Here is a 19,901-nt window from a genome sequence, read left to right as displayed (position 1 = left end):
GGCGCGCACCAGTTCGCCGCGCCGGTCCGCTACCCTGGGCGGCGTGAGTGACGTGCTACGGCGCCTGCGGGGCGCATTGATCGTGAGTGTCCAGGCGGACGACGGCAGCCCCATGCGGGACACGGGCATCATCGCGGCCATGAGCCGCGCGGCGCTGCTGGGCGGCGCCCGGGGCCTGCGGCTGCGCAGTCCGGAGGACATCCGGGCGGTGCGGGCACTGACGGACGTGCCACTGATCGGGTTGACCAAGCAGGCGCAGCCGGGCTCGCCGGTGTACATCACGGCCACCCCGGCAGAGGTGCGCGCGGTGGCCCAGGCCGGCGCGGACATCGTGGCGTTCGACGGAACGGACCTCCCCCGCCCGTACCCGGTGGCGGACCTGATCGGCGAGGCGCACGCCTGCGGGGCGCTGGCGATGGCGGACATCAGCACGCTGGCGGAAGCGCAGGCGGCGTACGCGGCGGGTGCGGACATCGTGGGAACCACCATGAGCGGGTACACGCCGCACAGCCCGCAGCAGGCCGGGCCGGATGTCGAGCTGATGCGCGCCCTGGCAGCCGGGGGGCTGCCGTTCATCGCGGAGGGGCGCCTGAACACGCCGGAACTGGCCGCGCAGGCCCTGGGGACCGGCGCGCACGCGGTGGTGGTGGGCAGCGCGATCACCCGCCCGGATCACGTGACCCGCTGGTTCGCGCAGGCGCTCGGGATGGCGGGCAGCCGGTCAAGCTGACGGTCCGGTGAGAGGGGCACGCTCAGGTTCTCAGACGGTAGGTGCGGAAAACCGCTACATTCGGCGCACATCCTTCTCAAGTTCCCCCGCCGGAGTCCACCCAGCGCCGCCCGGCGCGCCGCACCCCAGGAGTTCAAGCATGAAATACCGCGCCCTCACCACCCTGATCACCGCCGCGATGCTCGGCGGGACCGCCTCCGCGCAGAAGACCCAGCTGGAATTCTGGACGATCAGCCTCGCGCCGCTGTTCAACGACGAGATGAACCGCCTGGTCGCGCAGTTCGAGAAGGAAAACCCCACCGTGGAACTCAAGTGGGTGGACGTGCCCGCCACCGCCATGGAGCAGAAGCTGCTCGCGTCGGTCGCCGCCGGTCGCCCGCCGGCCGCCGTGAACCTCAGCAGCGACATGACCGTCAAGCTGGTGCAGCAGGGCGCGCTGGAGGCGCTGGACCTGAGTGCCGCGCAGAAGAAGCTGTACTTCGCCAGCCCGCTGAACACCTTCACGTACGACGGGAAGGTCATGGGCGTGCCGTGGTACTGGGCGCCGAAGGTCGTGGCGTACAACACCGAGATCTTCCGCAAGGCGGGCCTGGACCCCGCCAACCCGCCGCGCACCATCCAGACGCTGATCGCCGCAGCGAAGCAGATCAAGGACAGGACCGGCATGTATGGCTTCATGCCGAACATCAACGGGATCAGCATGCTGTACGTGTTCCAGGAGGCGGGCCTGCCCATCCTGGACAAGAGCGGCAGCCGGGCCGTGTTCAACAGCCCCGAGCACGTCAAGGTGCTGCAGACGTACGTGGACCTGTACAAGAAGGGCTACATCCCCGAGGACACCATGCGCCGCGGGTTCACGGCCGCGACCGAGCTGTACTCGGCCGGGAAGCTGGGCATGCTGATCACGGGCCCGCAGTTCATCCTGCGCGTGCAGAACGACAACAAGGCGATCTTCGATCAGACGCGCGTGGCGCCGTACCCGATCAACATCGCCGGGAACGTCATCCACACCGGCCTGATGGGCTTCATGGTGCCCAAGGGTGTGCGGGACAAGGCGCTGGCGCAGAAGCTCGCGCTGTTCCTCACGAACGACGTGAACCAGCTGCAGTTCAGCAAGGTCACGAAGACGACCTTCCCCAGCACCGTGAAGGCCAGCGGGGACAAGTTCTTCAAGCAGGGCGGATCGGACGCCGTCAGCCAGGGCCGCCTCGTGGCGTCCACGGAACTCAAGCGCGCCAAGGACCTGACGCTGGTGTACCCGGACGCCAGCAAGCTGAACAAGGTCTTCAAGGACAACGTGGAGGCCGCGATGGCCGGTCAGAAGAGCGCCAAGCAGGCGCTGGACGACATCGTGAAGGCCTGGAACGCCAGCCTGTAACCGGGGTGCAGGGAGCTGGAGGCGGCGCGCGGTCAGGTGGCGCCCGCCTCCCTGCCCTTTCGGAGGACACATGAAGCAGCGAATCTGGGGCCTGTGGCCTCTGTTGATCAGCCTGAGCCTGGGCGCGGCGGCGACGCCCGTGACCCTCACCCCGGCCGCCGAGGCGCGCGTGCAGACGCCGTTCGCCTCGCTGGTGCCGCAGCCGAAGGCGGCGACCTTCCCGAACGGCACGCTGCCCCTGAGCGGGCTGGGTGTGCGCGTGGTGGGCACGGCGCCGGAGCTGGGGTGGGCCGCGCGGGACCTGCGCGCCGAGTGGAAGACGCGGCTGGGCCTGACACTGGCCGACGCCCCGGCGGGCGGGAAGGGCGTCGTGATCGGCACGCTGGCCGACGCCGATCTGGCCGCCCGCGCGAAGGCGGCGGGCCTGACGCCGGGCGGCGCGGAAGCGTACGCGCTGTGGGTGGACGACGGCGGGGCGTACGTGGTCGGGGCGGACGCGCGCGGCGCGTACCTGGGCGCGCAGACCCTGCGGCAGCTCCTGACGCCCGCCGGGCTGCGCTACGCCCGCATCACGGACGCGCCCGCCCTGCGCCAGCGCGTGGCGATGATCTACCTCGACCAGTACAGCAGGGGCGTCAACGACGCCCTGATTCCCATGCTGGCCGCCCTGAAGTTCAACGCGGTGCTCGTCATGAGCAACTACGTGCAGTGGGACACGGCCAAGGCGGGGGGTTTCGCGCACCCCGGCGGGGCCAGCAAGGCCGAGGCGAGGCGCGTGGCGGACCTGGCCCGCAGCTACGGCCTGGAGGTCATCCCGCTGATCGAGACGCTGTCGCACGCCGGGTGGATGTTCTACGGCGGGAAGAACGCGGACCTGAAACAGGACCCGGACAGCCAGAATCCCTGGGCGTACGACACGCTGAACCCCGCCACGTACGACCGCGTGATCCTGCCCATCCTGAAGGAGGCCGTCGAGGTCTTTGGGCCGAAGGTGATTCACCTGGGGCACGACGAGGTCCGTAACCGTGACCGCTTCCCCGCACGCGAGAACGGCAAGGCGCTGGGGTTCGAGACGCTGTTCGTGAACGACGTCGTGAAGCTGCACGGGTACCTCAAGGGACTGGGCGTGGACAGCATGATCTGGCACGACACCGCCTTCGCAGACGCCGTGATCGGCACGCTGCCCGCCCGCCTCCCGAAGGACCTGCAGGTGGCGTACTGGAACTACGCGCCGGGGAACAGTTTCGGCATGCTGGGCACCATCCAGAAGCTGGGCTTCCCGACCTTCGGGGCCAGCTGGTCCGACCCGGGCAACGCCGAAGGGCACGCGCAGGCCGCCGCGAGTCTCGGCGCGCATGGCATGATCCAGACCCGCTGGACCGGATACTTCGGGAACCCCAGCATCTGGGACGGGAACGCCGACCAGGGCACGCCGTTCGTGCGCGCGGCGGGCGCGTTCTGGAATCCGGCCGCGCCCGCTGTGAAGGACGCTGAACTGCGCTACCGCGACCTGTATCAACCCACCCCGTACCGCGCCGAGGCGGGCGCGACGGTGGACCTCTCCCCCGTCGTGACGCGCGCCCTGGCAGATGAGGACGGAAGCGGCTGGATCGGCAAGGGCCGGGACATCGATCTGCGGAATCTGAAGCCCCGCGTGCAGCGGCTGGGCGCATACCTGTTCGACGTCCGGGGGGCCGTGATGCTGCGCGGCAGCCGCGCCAGCGTCAAATCCCTCCCTGACCGCGCCACGGTGGACCTGAACCGCAAGGCCCGCGCCCTGGCGTTCCTGCACGCGACCGGCTGGCCCGCCGCCACCAACCGCGAGAAGGTCGGCCAGTACGAGATCGAATACGCAGACGGCAGCCGGATCACGCAACCGCTGGAGTACGGGCGGCACATCCGCGCCTGGACGGACACCGCCCCCACCAGCATGATCCCCGCCCCCGGCTGGAATGGCGTGACCGGCGAGGGCCTGAACGTCGCCGTGCCCGTCCTGGAATGGGTGAATCTCAGGCCCGATCAGGTCATCCGCTCCGTGACACTGGTCAGCGGGGGCGGCAACGCCAACCCCGCCCTGCTGGGCCTGACGGTCCTCGGCGACTGACCGCATCGCCGCACCCGGCTCGCCCAGCGTCGGCCTGGGTGCGGCCCACTCCGGAGTTCATTCAGGTCGCGTTCAGCCGCGGCGGTCGCGTCCGCCGTAGCATACGGGCGTGTCCTCTCCCGCCTCGGATCGCCCGACCCGGCCCCTCCCGCAGAAACCGGCGGGGCACGTCGAACTGGCGCGCTACTCCAGCCTGGGGCGCCTGTGGGCCCTGCTGGGCGGCGCAGCCCGCGCGGGACGGCAGGTGACGCTGGTGCGCGGCGACGCGCCGGACCTGTGCCGCCGCCGCGTGAGCGGGTACGTGCTGCCCGGCGCCGGCATCTTTCTGGACGTGGCGCGCACCGCCCGGCACCTTGAGGACGGCTTCGCGCCGCACCCGGCCCTGGTGGCCCTCCTGGCGGGCGACCCGGACCCGCTACGGGCGGAACTGAACGCCCACTTCGAACTGCGGGTGGATTTCACGCTGGCGCTGACCGCGTCCCGCGACCTGATCTGCCGCCCCGAACTGCGCTTCGTGCCGATCGTACCCGGCCTGAGCGACCTGCCGGGCGACCTGACGCCCGAGGTTCGTCGCCTGGGCCGGGACGAACTGCACCTGCTCGTGCAGCGGGCCTGCGGACTGGCCTGATCCGGACTCCGATTGAAGGGCTGACAAAGCCGTTCAATCCGAGCGGCGCGAGTGGGAGAAAGGCGGGTTCCGGGCGTGGAGTTGGCAACCCGGTGCTGTCCCGGGTTGTTCACGAAACAAACGGAATCCGTACGATGAACCGGCACCGGACGCGGGCGCGGCGCACCCGGAAGACGGTAATGCGCCGCGCCCAGCGGAAAGGCGGGTCAGAACGTGAAGCCGCTGCGGGTGACCATCAGTTTCAGTTCGTGGGGGCTGGTCGCGGCGGCCAGGGCCTCGTCCATGGTGATCAGGGTGTTGCGGTACAGCTGCACGAGGTGCTGGTCGAAGGTGTGCATGCCGCGGATGTTGTCCTCGATCAGGGCGTCCTTGATCAGGGGGGTCTTGTCCTCGTCCTTGATGTATTCCTGGATCAGGGGGGTGTTCAGCAGGACTTCCAGGCCCAGGACGCGGCCCACGCCGTCGGCGCGGCGCAGGAGGCGCTGGCTGATGATGCCGACGAGCGATTCGGCGAGTTGCAGGCGAACCTGTTCACGTTCGAAGGGTGGGAAGAAGTCGATGATGCGGTTCACGCTGCGTACGGCGTCCTGGGTGTGCAGGGTGCTGACGACGAGGTGGCCGGTCTGCGCGGCGCTCAGGGCGGCCTCGACGGTTTCCTTGTCGCGCATCTCGCCGATCATGATGACGTCCGGGTCCTGGCGCATGGCGTACTTCAGGGCGGTGCGGAAGTCGCGGGTGTCGCTGCCGACCTCGCGCTGCACGACGATGCTCTTCTTGTTCTTGTGGAGGATCTCGATGGGGTCCTCGATGGTGATGATGTTGTACGCGTACGCGCGGTTGATGTGGTCGATCAGGCTGGCGAGGGTGGTGCTCTTGCCGGAGCCGGTGGGGCCGGTGACGAGGATCAGGCCGCGGGCGTGTTCGGACAGGCCGCGCATGACGTCCGCCGGGAGACCCAGCGCCTCGAAGCCGGGGATGGCGTCGGAGACGATGCGCATGACCATGCCGACCGCGCCGCGCTGCCGGAAGACGTTGCAGCGGAAGCGGCCCAGTCCGGAGACGCTGTACGCGAGGTCGAGTTCGTTGCGGTACGTGAAGTCGTCCCACTGGTCGGCGTTCATGAGGGACTGGGCGAGCAGCATGGTGTCGGGCGGCATGAGGGGCTGCGTGCCGAACGGCACGAGCTGTCCGTCGATGCGGCCCATGGGGGGGCTGCCCGCCTGGAGGTGGACGTCGCTGGCGCGGCGGCCGACCATCTCGCGCAGGAGTTCGTCGAGGGTCACAGTGTCTCCTGAAGGGGCATGTTGTCGATCAGGCGCACCCCGAAGAGGCGGGCCGCCACCAAGACGCGATTCATGGGGTCATTGTCCATGATTTCCGGCGTCTGCATATCCCCCCCGACGACCGTGAGGTAATCCAGGGTCAGTTCGGGTTCCTGCGTGAGGACCGCGTGCCCGGCGGCTTCCAGTGCGTCCGGGCGGCGTTCGCCGGCGGCGTAGGCGGCCTGAACGGCGCGCAGGGCGCGGGAGAGGATGGTCGCGCGGTCCTGCTGCTCGGCGGTCAGGTAGGTGTTGCGGCTGCTGAGGGCCAGTCCGGACGCGGCGCGGACGGTGGGCACACCCTGGATGCTGACGGGGACGTTCAGGTCGCGGACCATACGGCGGATCACGGCCAGTTGCTGCCAGTCCTTCTCGCCGAACAGGGCGACGTCGGGCTGCACGAGGTTCAGGAGTTTCAGGACGACCGTGGCGACGCCCGTGAAGTGTCCGGGGCGGGCGGCGCCGTCCAGGCCGTCGCTGACCCCGGTCACGGTGACGCTGGTGCTGTAGCCCTGCGGATACATGGTGTTCACGTCCGGGTGGAAGATCAGGTCGGCGCCGGCCTGCGCGGCGATCCCCAGGTCGCGGTCCAGGTCGCGCGGGTAACGGCTGAGGTCCTCGGTGGGGCCGAACTGCATGGGGTTCACGAAGATGCTCAGGACGACCAGTCCGCCGGGGCCTGCCTCGTGGCGGGCGGCGCGGATCAGGGCGGCGTGCCCGTCGTGCAGGTAGCCCATGGTGGGCACGAACGCCACGCGGCGCCCACGGACCGCAGCGCGCAGGTCGTGTGGGGTGGTCAGGACGTGGGGGAGCACGGCGGTCACTGGTCCTTCTCCAGGCCCAGGGCGCGCACGGCGGCGTCCAGCACCCAGGAGATGACGGCCAGCACGACCGCGCCGATGATGGCCGCGCCGAAGCCAGCGACGTTCAGGGCGGTCGCGGCAGCCACCAGCCACAGCACGACGCCGTTGACGACCAGCGTGAACAGCCCCAGCGTGAGGACGTTCACGGGCAGGGACAGCAGCAGCAGCACGGGGCGCACCAGGGCGTTCACGATGCCCATGACGAGCGCGGCGATCAGGACGCTCAGCAGGTCGGCGCCGGGCGCGAAGCTCACCCCGGCGTACACGCGGGTCAGGAGGTACAGGGCCAGCGCGCTGACCAGCAGTCGGAGGACGAATCCCATACCTGCAGGATACGGGACGCTGCGGGCGTTCCGGGCGCGGCCCCTGAGGGCAGGCGGGTAGACTGGGCGGGTGACCGTGCCCGACCCGCTTTCCCTGCGCGCCTTTCTGTTCGCGGACCCGGCGGCGCATTCGCTGTCGCCTCGTATGCACCGGGCCGCATTCGCGTACGCCGGGCTGTCCGGTTCGTACGAGGCGCGGCGCGTGCCCGCCGATGAGCTGCCGGACGCTGTCGCGGGCCTGCGGGCGGCGGGGGTGCTGGGGGCGAACCTCAGCCTGCCGCACAAGGAAGCGGCGCTGGGGCTGCTGGATTCCCTGAGTGACGCGGCGCGGGCGATCGGGGCGGTGAATACCGTCACGCATCGGGACGGGTCGCTGCGTGGGGAGAACACGGACGCGCCGGGGCTGCTCGCGGCGCTGCGGGACGCGGGCCTGCCGGACCTGCCGCTCGGGTCGGACGTCGTGATTCTGGGGGCGGGCGGGGCGGCGCGCGCGGCGGCGTTCGTGGCGCTGCGGGACCTGCGGGGCCGGGCGTGGATCGTGAACCGCACGCTGGAGCGGGCGCAGGCGCTCGCGGCGGATTTCGCCGGGTGGGGAGAGGTGCAGGCGGCGTCCGCGCCGGACGTGCCGTGGTCGTCGGCGGCGCTGGTCGTGAATGCCAGCAGCGCGGGCCTGAACCACCCGGAGGGCACGCCGCTGGACGCCGCGTTCCTGGCGCGGGTGCCGGTGGGGGCGCTGGTGTACGACATGGTGTACAAGCCGGCCGAGACGCGCCTGATGCGCGAGGCGAGTGCCCTTGGCCTGAGTGCGCACAATGGCCTGGGGATGCTGGCGCATCAGGCGCGGCTGGCGTTCCGCGAGTGGACGGGCGTGGACGTGCCGGCCGGCGTGTTCCGTGACGCGCTGGCGGACGGTCTGGTCTCGTGACGCGGCTCGCGGCGCTGCGGGGGCGGCAGGTGCCGGTGGTGGTGCTGCTGGTCATCGTGCTGCTGTCGCTGCTGGTCGCGTTCGCGGTGCATTCCTTCGCGCAGGAGCAGCAGCGGGGCCGTTTCGAGCGGGAGGCCGGGGCGTACACGCAGCTGCTGCGGGACCGGGTGCTGGTGTACGAGCGGCTGCTGGAGGCCGCGCGGGCCAGCTGGCAGTCGGTCGGGCCGGACCCGGCCGAGACTCGCTTCGCGCAGTACGTGGCGGGGCTGCAGCTCGGCGAGCGCTACCCCGGCGTGCAGGCGGTCGGGTTCGGTCAGCGAGTGGCGCGCGGGGACGCCGAAGGGCTGCTCTCGGAGCTGCGGCTGGACACGTTCCCGGACGTGACGCTGCGCGCCGGGGGGCCGGTGCAGGACGAGCGGGTGATCATCACGCGGATCGCGCCGCCCACCCCGGAGAACCTGGCGGCGCTGGGCTTCGACCTGAACAGTGAACCCGTGCGGCGGGCCACGATGCGCGAGGCCCTGAGGACCGGGCGCGCCCAGGCGACCGGGCAGGTGCAACTGGTGCAGCGCGGCCCGGCGGGACAACCCATGCAGGGGTTCCTGGTCATGCTACCGGTGCAGGCCAGCAGCGGGCGGGGCGGATTCCTGTATGCGGCGGTGGACGGCGCGTCGTTCCTACAGAGCCTGTCGACGGTCCAGGGCGCGCCGGGGAACCTGAAGGTGCGGGTCAGTCTGGCGGGGCAGCCGCTGAGCGGCGGGGCAGAAACGTCCGGCGGGGCGTTCTCGACACGGACGTCGTTCACGTTGATCGGGCAGGTGTGGACGCTGGAGTTCACGGCGGGCAGCAGCTTCGGGCGGGATATCGCGGCGTTCGTGCCGTACCTGATCGCGCTGCTGGGGCTGCTGCTGGCGGGCTTCGCGTTCCGGATCGTGAAGGCGCAGGTGGACGCCCGTGAGCGGGCCGAGCGGCTGAACGTGTCGCTGGCGCACGCCCGGTCCCTGCAGGAGGCGGCCCGCGCGGAGTTCGAGGCGATCTTCCAGTCCATGCAGGACGCGGCGGTGTTCACGGACGCCGAGGGTCGCGTGCGGATGGTGAACCGGGCGCTGCGGGACTGGCTGGGCCGAGGGGACCTGGAGGGCCGCCCGCTGGGCGTGATTCACGCGGACCGCCGCCTGGACGGCCGCAGCCGCTTCGAGCCGCTCTCGACGAGTTACGTGCGCGCCGACGGGACGGTCTTCTCCGGGGAGGCGCAGCGCAGCGAGGTGATCGCGCCGGACGGCACGCTGCTGGGCCTGCTGGAGGTCGTGCGTGACATCCGCGAGCGGGTGCAGGCCGAGCAGGCGGTGCAGGCCGAGGAACGCCGCTCGCGCGCGGTGCTGGACGCGCTGCCCAGCGTGGTGCAGCTGTCGGGCCGCAGCGGGCGCGTGCGCTACCGGAATCTGGCGCATCAGGTGCAACTGGGCGGTCAGGACCTCGCCGAGCACCTGGGGCCGGAGGAACGCGTCGCGTACGCGCAGTGGCGTGAGCAGGTGATCGCCAGTGGCCGCGACGCGAGCAGCGAGTGGGAACTGCACACCACGCGGGGCGCGCGGTGGTTCCAGGTGCGGCTGAATCCGGTGCGTGACCCGTCGGGCCCGGACACCCCGTCGGTGTCGGCGTGGGTGACGACCGCGACGGACATCCACGACCGGCTGCTGGCCGAGCGGCGGGCGCAGCGGAACGAGGAGCGGTACCGGGCGGTGCTGGAGGGCATGCCGCAGATCGTGTGGCTGACCGATCCGCGCGGCGCGCCGGTGTACTCCAACCGCCGCTGGGCGGAGTTCGTGGGTGGGGCGCGGGCCGGGCAGAACCTGGGCAGTCTGATTCACCCGGAGGACCGCGCGGATTACCTGCGGGGCTGGCAGGCGGCGCTGGCGTCCGGGCGACCATTCGAGGCAGAGCACCGCCTGCTGCGTGCGGACGGGCAGTACCGGGCGTTCGTGACGCGCGGCCTGCCGGTCCTGGACGCCGATGGGCAGGTGCTGGAGTGGGTGGGGACGAGCACGGACGTGGACGATCAGGTGTACGCCGAGCAGACCGCGCGGCTGCTGGCGGACGTGTCCGAGCAGCTCTCGGCGCGCAGCGACGATTCCAGTCACCTGCGGCACGACCGCTACCGGGCGGCGCTGGCGCGGCTGGACGGGCGGTTCGTGGACAGCGGGGCGCTGTGGACGGTGCAGCCCACGCAGCTGGTCGCGGTGTCGTCCCCGTCGGCAACGTGGCACTCGGCGGCGTTCCAGGTGGTGGCGGGCGGCGCGATCGAGCAGGTGGTCGCCAGCGAGGACCCGGTGTTCATCGACGCGGACCCGGCGCTGCACCGCGTGAATGCCACCGGGGCGCTGTTCTACCCGCTGACCGGGCGGGGTGGGGCGCTGGTCGGGGTGCTGGGGCTGCTGTACCGGCAGGCGCTCACGGCGCGTGATCAGGATCTGGCGCAGGAACTCGCGGGGCGTTTCGCGTCGGCCCTGACGAACGACCGCCTGCAGGAACGGGTGCTCGCGGCGCAGACGGACCTGCAGGCGCTGAACCTGTCCCTGGAGGAACGGGTGCAGCAGCGGACGCTGGAACTGGAGAACGCGAACCGGGAACTGGAGGCGTTCAGCTACTCGGTCAGTCATGACCTGCGGACGCCGCTGCGGCACATCGTGGGGTTTGGGGACCTGCTCGCGAAGGAGACGGGCGCGGACCTCAGTCCGAAGGGGCAGCGGTACCTGACGGTCATCAAGGAGTCGGCCAGCCGCATGAGTCAGCTGATCGACGATCTGCTGTCGTTCTCGCGGATGGGCCGTCAGGAGATGCGGCAGGTGCCGGTGGACCTGCGGCGCGTGATCGAGTCGAGCTGGCACGCGCTGGAACCCGACCGGGCCGGGCGCGTGGTGACGCTGACGCTGCCGGACACCCTGCCGACCGTGCAGGGGGACGAGGCGCTGCTCAGTCTGGTGTTCACGAACCTGCTGAGCAACGCGATCAAGTACTCGCGGGGCCGCGATGAGGCCCGCGTGACGGTCAGCGTGACGGGCGGGCAACATGAAGTGACGGTGAACGTCAGCGACAACGGGCTGGGGTTCGATCCGCGCTACGCGGATAAACTGTTCGGCGTGTTCCAACGACTGCACCGCGCCGAGGAGTTCGAGGGGATCGGCATCGGCCTCGCCAACGTCCGCCGTATCGTCACCCGCCACGGAGGGCGCGTGAGCGCCGAGGGCCGCCCCGGCGAGGGCGCGACCTTCAGCGTCACGCTGCCCCTGCAGGGCCCGGCATGACCGACGCCCTGCCCGCGCCCGGCGAACCGCTGCGGCTGCTGCACCTCGAGGACAGCGAACTCGATCATGAACTCGTCACCATGCACGTCGAGACGGAACTGCCCTGGGGCGTCGAGTTCACGCGGGTGGAGGACGAGCGGGAGTTCCTGCGGGCGCTGGACGAGGTTCGCCCGCACCTGATCCTCAGTGATTTCGCGCTGCCCAGCTACGACGGCCTGAGTGCCTTCCGGGCCGCACACGCACGGGCGCCCCGCGTGCCGTTCATCATCGTGACCGGCGCGATGGGCGAGGAGACGGCGGTGGACACCCTGCGCGAGGGCGTCACGGACTACATCCTCAAGCAGCGCCTGGAGCGGTTGCCGTCCAGCATCCGCCGCGCGCTGGGCGAGGTCGAGTCCCGCACGCAGCGGGAACGGGCCGAGCGGGAGGTCCGCGAACTGAACGACCGCCTGCGCGCCCGCCTGGAGGAGGTCGAGCGGCTGCGCAACACCGCCGAGCGGCAGAGTCAGCGTCTGGAGATCCAGGCCCGGCAGCTGGAGGAAGCCCTGAACCTCCAGAAGACGTTCCTGGCGGAAACCAGTCACGAGCTGCGCACGCCGCTGACGGCGCTGCACGGGTACCTGCGCCGCGCCGAGCGCGAGGCGGGCGGCAGTCAGACGCTGCAGGACGCGCAGCGCGTCGCGGAGAACATGACGCGCCTCGTGAACGACCTGCTGCAACTGTCGCGTGGGGAGCTCGTGCAGAGCATCGAGATGCACTTCACGAACCTGGGGAACCTGCTGCGGCAGGTGGGCCGCGACTATGGCGTGCAGGCCCCGGACGGCAACTTCGAGATCGTGGGCGATCCGGGCCGCCTGACGCAGGTGTTCGTGAATCTCGTGACGAACGCCATCCGCGTGACGGGCAACGCGCAGTTGGTGCGGCTGGAGATGGAACCCCGCGCGGGCGAGATCGAGGTGCGGGTCGTGGACCGCGGCCCCGGCGTGCCGGACGCCGTCAAACCCCGCATCTTCGACAAGTTCTACCGCGGCAAGGAGGCCGGGTCGGCCGGGCTGGGTCTGACCATCGCGCAGCAGGTCGTCACCGCGCACGGCGGAACGATCGACGTGGTGGACACGCCGGGGGGCGGCGCGACGTTCCGGGTGCGCCTGCCGGAACTGGAGGAGGACGCCGGGGACGACCTGAGCGGGGAACCGCTGCCCGTGGACGACCTGCCCGGACAGGAGTTCACCGACGGGCCGCGCGACGCGCTAGCGTGAACACATGAAGACGCGCTAGCGTGAACACATGAAGAAGACCCTGAACGTCACCTGGCTCGGCGAGCAGCGTTACCTGGGCGTCAGCGAGAGCGGCCACCAGCTCCTGATCGACAACAGCCCCACGAAGGTCGGCGTGTCGCCCATGGAGGCGCTGCTGGGCGCGCTGGCGACCTGCACCGCGTACGACGTCGTCGAGATCATGAAAAAACGCCGCACGCCTCTGAGCAGCTACCGCATCGAGGTCGAGGGCGAGCGGGCCGACACCGACCCGAAGCGCTACACGACGATCACGGTGCGGCATATCGCCAGCGGCGAGGGCGTCACCATTGAGGCGCTGGACAAGGCCGCGCACCTCAGCCACGAGAAGTACTGCTCGGTCGCGGCGAGCCTGAACAGCGACATCACGGTCGAGACCCGCGTGGAATGACGGTCGTCAACAGCAGCGCACCCGCTTCGGTCCGTCGGGTGCGCTGTTGTTGACGGCGTCTGCACGACCTGGCGTCTGCACGGCCCGGTCGTCCCGGCGTTGACGGGTGACAGAATGCGCGCGTGACGGTCTCCCCCTCCCAGACTGGTGTTGATGCCTCTCCCCTGCTGGCCCTCGATATCGGGGGCACCAGCATGCGCGCCGCTCTTGTGTCGGGTGGTCAGGTCGTGGAGCGTGTGGAGGCCCGCACGCCCCGCCCGGCCTCGCCGGACGCGGTGATCGCGGCGGCACTGGAACTGGCGCGGCCCCTGGCGGCGCGGGCGTCGGCGGTGGGTGTGGCGTGCGCGGGCGCCGTGGCGCGTGGGCGCGTGACGGCGACGGCCACGCACACGTTCCCCGGCTGGGTGGACGTTCCCCTGGCGGAGCGGCTGGGCGCGGGGCTGGGCCTGCCGTGCGCGGCGCTGAACGACGCGCGGGCCGCCGCGTGGGGTGAGTACGCGGCCGGTGCGGGCGGGGGCACGACCGAGTTCATGTTCGTGACGGTCAGCACGGGGGTCGGGGCGGGGCTGGTGCTGGGCGGGCGGTTGCATCTGGCCGGGAACGGCCTGGACGCCGAGCTGGGCTTCGTGACCGTTCCGGCGCACTGGCACGCGGGGTCGCCCACCCCGGCAGGGCGACTGGCGCCGCTGGAGTTCGAGTCGAGCGGCACAGCCCTGAACGCCCGCGCGGCGGCGCTGGGCTTCACGGATGCCCGTGCGCTGTGCGACGCGGCCGAGGCCGGGGACGCGCGGGCGGACGCGGAGTACCGGCACTCGGCGGCGGGGCTGGCGTGGAAGATCGCGGACATCGCGGCGCTGCTGGGCGTGACGCGCGCGGCGCTGGGCGGCAGCGTGGGCCTGCGCCCCGGCTACCGGACCCGCGTGCAGGAGGCGCTGGCGGCGTTCCCGGAGCGCTACCGGCCCGAGGTGGTGCACGCGGCGCTGGGCGCGGACGCCGGGCTGATCGGCGCGGCCCTGTGGGCGGCCCGGCAGGCGGCAGCACAGACCGGCTCAGCGCAGGGGTGAGCGGGCCCCGGTGATCCAGCCGTTCTGTACGGCGCAGTAGGGGCTCTGCAGCAGCGTGATCAGGGTGCGGGTGTCCTCGCCGGGGTGCGGCGTGACCGGGTGCCACTGTCCGGCGCACTGGACCTGCACCTCGTATCCGGGTGGCGTGGGGTGCACGCGGTAGTTGCCGATGGGGTGGGTGCCGCTGGGCAGGGTGGGGACGTGCATGGTGAACCTCCGTGGGTGTCGCCATGTGGGGCGCTGGCGCAGGGTCATGGTGCTTCGCGGGGCGTGACTGTGGCGTGACCGTCCCCGGCGCCCCCTCCACCACTTTTCATTCGGCAGGTCGCGGGGCGGTTTCGGACCTCCTGCCCACGCCGCGCGCCGGGGCATTTTGATCGTCTGACAGCGTGTTTACGCGCCGGGGGGCGGGTGTGTTAGCCTCGCGGCAACCACAAGGAGGTCCGTATGAGCAGCACCCTGATGGAAGGGTTCCTTCCCTTCGAGCATGAACCGTACTTCAACTTCAAGGACGCGCAGGTCGCCGAGCGTCAGCGCGCCGCGTTCACGCAGGTCCGCGAGAAGTACCTCGGCCGGACGTTCCCGCTGATCGTGAACGGGCAGGAGGTGCAGGGCGACGGCACCTTCGACGTGCGCAACCCCGCCGACACGCGCGAGGTCGTCTGGTCCTTCCAGAAGGCCACCCCGGCGCAGCTGGACGAGGCCGTGAAGGCCGCGCAGGTGGCGTTCGAGGAGTGGCGTTTCACCGAGCCGTTCCAGCGCGCCACGATCTTCAAGCGGGCCGCCGAGCTGCTGCGCGCGCGCCGCATGGAATTCAATGCCGTCATGACCCTGGAGAACGGCAAGAACTGGTTCGAGGCCGACGGCGAGGTCGCCGAGTCCGTGGACCACTTCGAGGTCTTCGCGCGGGAAACGATGCGCTGGGCGACCGGCAAGCCCGTGTACCCCATGCCGGACGAGCACGTCACGACCGTGTACGAGCCGCTGGGCGTCGTGGCCTGCATCAGCCCCTGGAACTTCCCCAGCGCGATTCCGCTGGGCATGGCGCTGGGCGCGCTGGCCGCCGGGAACACCGTCCTCTGGAAACCCGCGTCCGAGACGCCGCTGTCGTCGTACCTGATGATCGAACTGCTGTTCGAGGCCGGGCTGCCGCGCGGGACCGTGCAGTTCCTGACCGGTACGGACGACGTGCTGGGCGATCCGCTGGTGGATCACCCCGGCGTGCGGATGATCGCGTTCACGGGCAGCAAGGAGATCGGCTGCCGCATCTACGAGCGGGCCGCGCGGGTGCAGCCGGGCCAGAAGTGGCTCAAGCGCGTCATCGCCGAGATGGGCGGGAAGGACCCGACGGTCGTGTGCGCCGACGGTGACCTGGAGGCCGCCGCGACCGGGATCGTGCAGGCGGCGTTCGGGTACAGCGGGCAGAAGTGCAGCGCCTGCTCCCGCGTGATTGTCGAGGAGAGCGTGTACGACGACCTGCTGGCCCGCGTGGTCGAGAAGGCGCGCGGCCTGAAGGTGGGCCTCCCCGAGGAGAACGCGGACCTGGGTCCCGTGATCACGCAGGGCAGCGCCGAGCGCATCACGAAGTACGTGCAGGAGGGGCAGGGCCGCGTGCGCCTGCTGCTGGGCGGCGAGACGCCCGACGTGGGCGAGCGCGTGGGTGGCTACGTGGCCCCCACCATCCTCGCGGACGTGCCCGCCGACGACCCGCTGTTCCAGGAGGAGATCTTCGGGCCCGTCCTGGCGTTCACGAAGGCCCGCGACTGGCAGCACGCCATCGAGCTGGCGAACGACAGCGAGTACGGCCTGACCGCCGCGTTCTACTCCCGCGACCCCCGCAAGATCGACGAGGCCCGGAAAAAGATTCACGTCGGCAACCTGTACGTGAACCGCAAGTGTACGGGCGCGCTGAGCGGCACGCACGCCTTCGGCGGGTACGGCATGAGCGGCACGAACGCCAAGGTGGGCGGCCCGGACTACCTGTTCTGGTTCCTGCAGACGAAGACCATCGCGCAGCGCTACTGATACGGACTCCGGTTGAAAGGTTTGCAGAAACTTTCAACCCGAGCGGATGCGACTCGCAGAGCTGCGCAGCAGAGAAGGCGCGGAGCGGGTTCCGGACGTGGAGTTGGCAACCCGGTGCTGTCCCGGGTTGTCAACGAAACAAACGGAACCCGTATGAGGGCGCGCGTGGTCGGGTCAGGGTTGCCCGCGCAGCCACGCCCGCCCCGCCGCCTCGTCCGGCACGAAGCGGATCGCCGGGTGGCGGGCGTGCTCGCGGGCGAGTTCCGCGAAACGCTCGCCGTACCGGGCCGGGTCGGGCACGACGACCGCGACGGGCAGGCGATAGTTCACGAACTTCTGGAACAGCTCGCCCAGCTGGCCCGTGCGCAGGTTCAGGAAGTCGGCGCCCAGGTCCGTGTCGTGCAGGAGGAGGCCCGTGTGCCCGAAGGTCGCGCCCACCACCTGCGGAATGTCAGCGGCGGACCGAAGCGTCAGGCCCAGCTCGGGCAGGGTCGTGACCTTGTCGGACTGTTGGGGTTCCATCCTCCCATTCTCGTTTCTCGCCGCAATCTGGGACACTGGTCGCATGACGGATGACTCTCGCAATCAACGCTCGCAGCTCGCGTTCGCCCGGCTCCTGCCGAAACTGTTCCGTGGGGGGCAGGCGTTCGTGGGCGTCGAGGCGTCCCTGAGCGGCCTGACCGACGAGCAGGCCACCACCCGCCCGGCGGGGCTGCCGCACAGCGTCGCGGAGCTCGTGGCGCACGTGAACTGGTGGAACCGCTGGATGCTGGACATCATCGAGATGGGTCAGGCCCAGCCGTACCCGAAGCACGCCGCCGACACCTGGCCCGAGGTGCAGGCGAGTGACTGGCCGCGCGTGAAGAACGAGTTCTACGAGCTGCTGGCCCGCATCGACCCGCACGCGGCCCGCCCGGACCTGTCCAACCCCGTGAACCACGAGGAGACCATCGGCGAGCTGCTGGCCGACATGGCGCTGCACACGGCGCATCACTTCGGGCAGGTGGTGACGGTGCGGCAGGCGCTGGGGGCGTGGCCTCCTCCCGGCGGCGGCGACACCTGGTAAACGCCCGGCCCTGCGCGGGCCGGAAAGGATTTCTATGTCGAACGTGTTCTACCGCAGCAGCAAATCGTACCCGGTCGCCGTGCGCGCCGGGGGCGTGTTCATCGAGACGCAGGATGGCCGGTCGTTCCTGGACGGGTCGTCCGGGGCGCTCGTGGCGAACATCGGGCACGGGCGCACGCAGGTCGCGCAGGCGATGGCCGCGCAGGCGTCGCGGCTGGCGTTCGTGCACGGCTCGCAGTTCACGAGTGACGTGCTGGAGGCGTACGCGTCGCGCCTCGCGGCGTTCCTGAACCTGCCCGCCTTCCGCTTCTGGGCGGTGTCGGGCGGGTCAGAGGCGAACGAGAGTGCGATCAAACTCGCCCGGCAGTACCACGTGGAGCGAGGCGAGCCGGGGCGCTTCAAGGTGATCACGCGGGTGCCCAGTTACCACGGCGCGTCGCTGGGTGCGCTGGCCGCGTCGGGCATGGGCGCGCGGCGCGAGGTGTACGCGCCCCTGATCCGCGAGGACGCCTGGCCGAAGATGCCGAAACCCGACCCGACCCTCAGTGGCGAGGAGGACGCCGAGCGGCTGCGCGCGGTGCTGGAGGCCGCCGGGCCGGAGTCCGTCGCGGCGTTCATCTGTGAGCCGGTGGTGGGCGCGTCGGACGCGGCGCTCGCCCCGAACGCCGGGTATCACGCGCGGATCGCGGCGATCTGCCGGGAGTACGGCGTGCTGTTCGTGGCGGACGAGGTCATGAGTGGCATGGGCCGCTGCGGCGCGCCGCTGGCCGTCCGCCTGGGCGGGGACGTCACGCCGGACATCGTGGTGCTGGGCAAGGGCCTCGCGGCGGGCTACGCGCCGCTGGCGGGCCTGATGGCCAGCCCGGAGGTGTACGGCACGGTCATGGACGGCAGCGGCGCGTTCAAGCACGGCTTCACGTACGCCGGGCATCCGGTCAGCGTGGCGGCGGGTCTGAGCGTGCTGGACATCGTCGAGCAGGAGGGGCTGGTGCAGGCGGCCCGTGAGCGCGGCGCGCAGCTCCTGGCAGGTCTGGAAGTCCTGAAGGACCGGCACCCGCAGGTCCTGGCGGTGCGCGGGCAGGGGCTGCTGCTGGGCGTCGTGCTGGGCGACCCGGCCACCGAGCAGGCCTTCGCGCGACCCGGACTGGCCGACCGTGTCGCCGCCGCCGCGCGCGAGGAGGGCCTGCTGACCTACCCGGGCTCCGGCGCGGTGGACGGCGTGCGCGGCGATCACCTGCTGCTGGGGCCACCCCTGAGCATCACAGCCGCCGAGGTGGACCTGCTGCTCGAACGACTGGACCGGGCGCTGGCCCGCACCGGGGCGGCCGTTCCGGGCTGATCCGCACAGTAAGGGGGGCCGGTGGGCGTCGCTGCCCCCGGCCCCTTCCCGTGCCCTGCGGTTAAACTTCCAGCGCCTTCTTGTTGATGAAGGGCATCTTGTCGCGCAGTTCCTTCCCGACGACTTCCAGGGTGTGGTCGCGCATCTTGCCGCGCTGCTCCTCCATGAAGGGGAACCCCGCCTCGGCGTCGGCGATGAAGCGCTCGGCAAACTTGCCGGTCTGGATGTCGCTCAGGACGCGGCCCATCTCGGCTTTCGTCTCGGCGGTCACGACGCGGGGGCCGGTGACGTAGTCGCCGAATTCGGCGGTGTTGCTGATGGAGTGGCGCATGCCTTCGAAGCCCTTCTCGTAGATCAGGTCGACGATCAGCTTGACCTCGTGCAGGGTCTCGAAGTACGCGATTTCGGGCTGGTACCCGGCTTCCACGAGGGTCTCGAAGCCCGCCTGGATCAGGTGGGTGACGCCGCCGCACAGGACGCTCTGCTCACCGAACAGGTCGGTTTCGGTCTCTTCCTTGAAGGTGGTTTCCAGCACCCCGGCGCGGGTGCAGCCGATGCCGTTCGCGTACGCCAGGGCGATGTCGCGCGCCTTGCCGGTGGCGTCCTGCTGCACGGCGAAGATGCCGGGCATGCCCGCACCGTCGGCGTAGACGCGGCGCAGCATGTGGCCGGGGCCCTTGGGGGCCACGAGGAACACGTCCACGTCGGCGGGGGGCGTGATGCGGCCGAAGTGCACGTTGAAGCCGTGCCCGAACGCCAGGGCCTTCCCGGCGCTGAGGTGCGGGGCGATGCTCTGCTCGTACGTTTTGGGCTGCTGCTCGTCGGGGATCAGGAGCATGATCACGTCGGCTTCCTTCGTGGCGTCCTCGATGCTGGCAACGCGCAGGCCCGCCTGTTCGGCCTTGGCGCGGCTGGCGCTGCCGTCACGCAGGCCGACGACGACGTTGAAGCCGCTGTCCCGCAGGTTCTGCGCGTGGGCGTGCGCCTGGCTGCCGTAGCCGATGATGGCGATCAGCTTGTTCTCGATGGGGGCGGTGCTCACGTCGCGGTCGTAGTACATTTTTGCAGCCATGTTCGGGATTCTCCTACAGAAAGGGATTTCAGGGACTGGGCGGACTAGGCGGGTTCAGGGGATTGATAGTTGAT

General features: G+C 70.7%; 18 protein-coding genes. 12 read left to right on the top strand and 6 right to left on the bottom strand.

The features are described from left to right. Positions 1-43 precede the first annotated feature (43 nt). The 4 genes from EXW95_RS18695 (at position 44) to EXW95_RS18680 (ending at position 4,840) form a co-directional block, all read left to right on the top strand. Complete coding sequence (locus EXW95_RS18695) at positions 44-730, top strand: N-acetylmannosamine-6-phosphate 2-epimerase (RefSeq protein WP_371810165.1); 687 nt, start codon at positions 44-46, stop codon at positions 728-730. Between the two features lie 139 nt (positions 731-869). After that, on the top strand, positions 870-2,108 hold the full coding sequence (locus tag EXW95_RS18690) for a sugar ABC transporter substrate-binding protein (protein WP_174368743.1): 1,239 nt from the start codon (positions 870-872) through the stop codon (positions 2,106-2,108). Positions 2,109-2,178: 70 nt separating this feature from the next. Continuing rightward, positions 2,179-4,212, top strand: coding sequence for a beta-N-acetylhexosaminidase (locus EXW95_RS18685; RefSeq protein WP_174368742.1), 2,034 nt, complete (start codon positions 2,179-2,181; stop codon positions 4,210-4,212). Between the two features lie 109 nt (positions 4,213-4,321). Then, on the top strand, positions 4,322-4,840 hold the full coding sequence (locus EXW95_RS18680; RefSeq protein ID WP_174368741.1) for a hypothetical protein: 519 nt from the start codon (positions 4,322-4,324) through the stop codon (positions 4,838-4,840). Positions 4,841-5,046: 206 nt separating this feature from the next. On the opposite strand, the gene EXW95_RS18675 is transcribed toward EXW95_RS18680, so the two are convergent. From EXW95_RS18675 to EXW95_RS18665, 3 genes are read right to left on the bottom strand one after another with little or no spacing between them, the layout of a single operon-like run. Further along, entirely contained in the window at positions 5,047-6,123 is a 1,077-nt protein-coding gene (locus EXW95_RS18675; protein WP_174368740.1) for a type IV pilus twitching motility protein PilT, read from the bottom strand. After that, positions 6,120-6,974, bottom strand: coding sequence for a pantoate--beta-alanine ligase (panC, locus tag EXW95_RS18670; RefSeq protein ID WP_371810191.1), 855 nt, complete (start codon positions 6,972-6,974; stop codon positions 6,120-6,122). The genes EXW95_RS18675 and panC overlap by 4 nt, the downstream gene beginning before the upstream one ends. 5 nt (positions 6,975-6,979) lie before the next feature. Next, complete coding sequence (locus EXW95_RS18665; RefSeq protein ID WP_174368738.1) at positions 6,980-7,345, bottom strand: phage holin family protein; 366 nt, start codon at positions 7,343-7,345, stop codon at positions 6,980-6,982. Positions 7,346-7,421: 76 nt separating this feature from the next. Here EXW95_RS18665 and aroE point away from each other — a divergent pair, with 76 nt between their 5' ends. The 5 genes from aroE to EXW95_RS18640 all read left to right on the top strand — a co-directional run bounded on the left by aroE (position 7,422) and on the right by EXW95_RS18640 (position 14,325). Continuing rightward, entirely contained in the window at positions 7,422-8,270 is an 849-nt protein-coding gene (gene aroE / locus EXW95_RS18660; protein WP_371810164.1) for a shikimate dehydrogenase, read from the top strand. Continuing rightward, a complete protein-coding gene (locus EXW95_RS18655; RefSeq protein ID WP_174368737.1) occupies positions 8,267-11,575 on the top strand; it encodes a CHASE domain-containing protein in 3,309 nt (1,102 codons plus the stop codon). Before aroE ends, EXW95_RS18655 begins: the two co-directional genes overlap by 4 nt. After that, complete coding sequence (locus EXW95_RS18650) at positions 11,572-12,834, top strand: hybrid sensor histidine kinase/response regulator (RefSeq protein WP_174368736.1); 1,263 nt, start codon at positions 11,572-11,574, stop codon at positions 12,832-12,834. The genes EXW95_RS18655 and EXW95_RS18650 overlap by 4 nt, the downstream gene beginning before the upstream one ends. Before the next feature lie 28 nt (positions 12,835-12,862). Beyond that, a complete protein-coding gene (locus EXW95_RS18645; protein WP_174368735.1) occupies positions 12,863-13,261 on the top strand; it encodes an OsmC family protein in 399 nt (132 codons plus the stop codon). A gap of 122 nt (positions 13,262-13,383) precedes the next feature. Further along, positions 13,384-14,325, top strand: a complete 942-nt coding sequence (locus tag EXW95_RS18640; protein ID WP_371810163.1) for an ROK family protein — start codon at positions 13,384-13,386, stop codon at positions 14,323-14,325. On the opposite strand, the gene EXW95_RS18635 is transcribed toward EXW95_RS18640, so the two are convergent. Then, the gene (locus EXW95_RS18635) at positions 14,311-14,532 is read right to left on the bottom strand and encodes a hypothetical protein (RefSeq protein WP_174368734.1); all 222 of its coding nucleotides are present in this window, start codon (positions 14,530-14,532) and stop codon (positions 14,311-14,313) included. The two genes, EXW95_RS18640 and EXW95_RS18635, sit on opposite strands and share 15 nt — an antisense overlap. A gap of 240 nt (positions 14,533-14,772) precedes the next feature. On the opposite strand from EXW95_RS18635, the gene EXW95_RS18630 reads away from it, so the two are divergent. Next, positions 14,773-16,350: an L-glutamate gamma-semialdehyde dehydrogenase gene (locus EXW95_RS18630; protein ID WP_174368733.1), complete on the top strand. Its 1,578-nt coding sequence runs from the start codon at positions 14,773-14,775 to the stop codon at positions 16,348-16,350. A 174-nt stretch (positions 16,351-16,524) separates the two neighbouring features. Here EXW95_RS18630 and EXW95_RS18625 read toward each other — a convergent pair whose 3' ends face one another. Further along, the gene (locus EXW95_RS18625; RefSeq protein WP_174368732.1) at positions 16,525-16,872 is read right to left on the bottom strand and encodes a DUF4180 domain-containing protein; all 348 of its coding nucleotides are present in this window, start codon (positions 16,870-16,872) and stop codon (positions 16,525-16,527) included. Positions 16,873-16,915: 43 nt separating this feature from the next. On the opposite strand from EXW95_RS18625, the gene EXW95_RS18620 reads away from it, so the two are divergent. Then, positions 16,916-17,416 (top strand): DinB family protein, encoded by a 501-nt coding sequence (locus EXW95_RS18620; protein ID WP_174368731.1) that lies wholly within the window; start codon positions 16,916-16,918, stop codon positions 17,414-17,416. Between the two features lie 34 nt (positions 17,417-17,450). Then, positions 17,451-18,755, top strand: coding sequence for an aspartate aminotransferase family protein (locus EXW95_RS18615; protein WP_174368730.1), 1,305 nt, complete (start codon positions 17,451-17,453; stop codon positions 18,753-18,755). A 61-nt stretch (positions 18,756-18,816) separates the two neighbouring features. Here the strand turns inward: EXW95_RS18615 and ilvC are convergent, their stop codons facing one another. Beyond that, entirely contained in the window at positions 18,817-19,827 is a 1,011-nt protein-coding gene (gene ilvC / locus EXW95_RS18610; RefSeq protein ID WP_174368729.1) for a ketol-acid reductoisomerase, read from the bottom strand. Positions 19,828-19,901 lie beyond the last annotated feature (74 nt).

This window comes from Deinococcus sp. JMULE3 (assembly GCF_013337115.1).
In the GTDB taxonomy this organism is placed as follows: Bacteria; Deinococcota; Deinococci; order Deinococcales; family Deinococcaceae; genus Deinococcus.
This window is presented reverse-complemented; position numbering and strand designations above follow the sequence as displayed.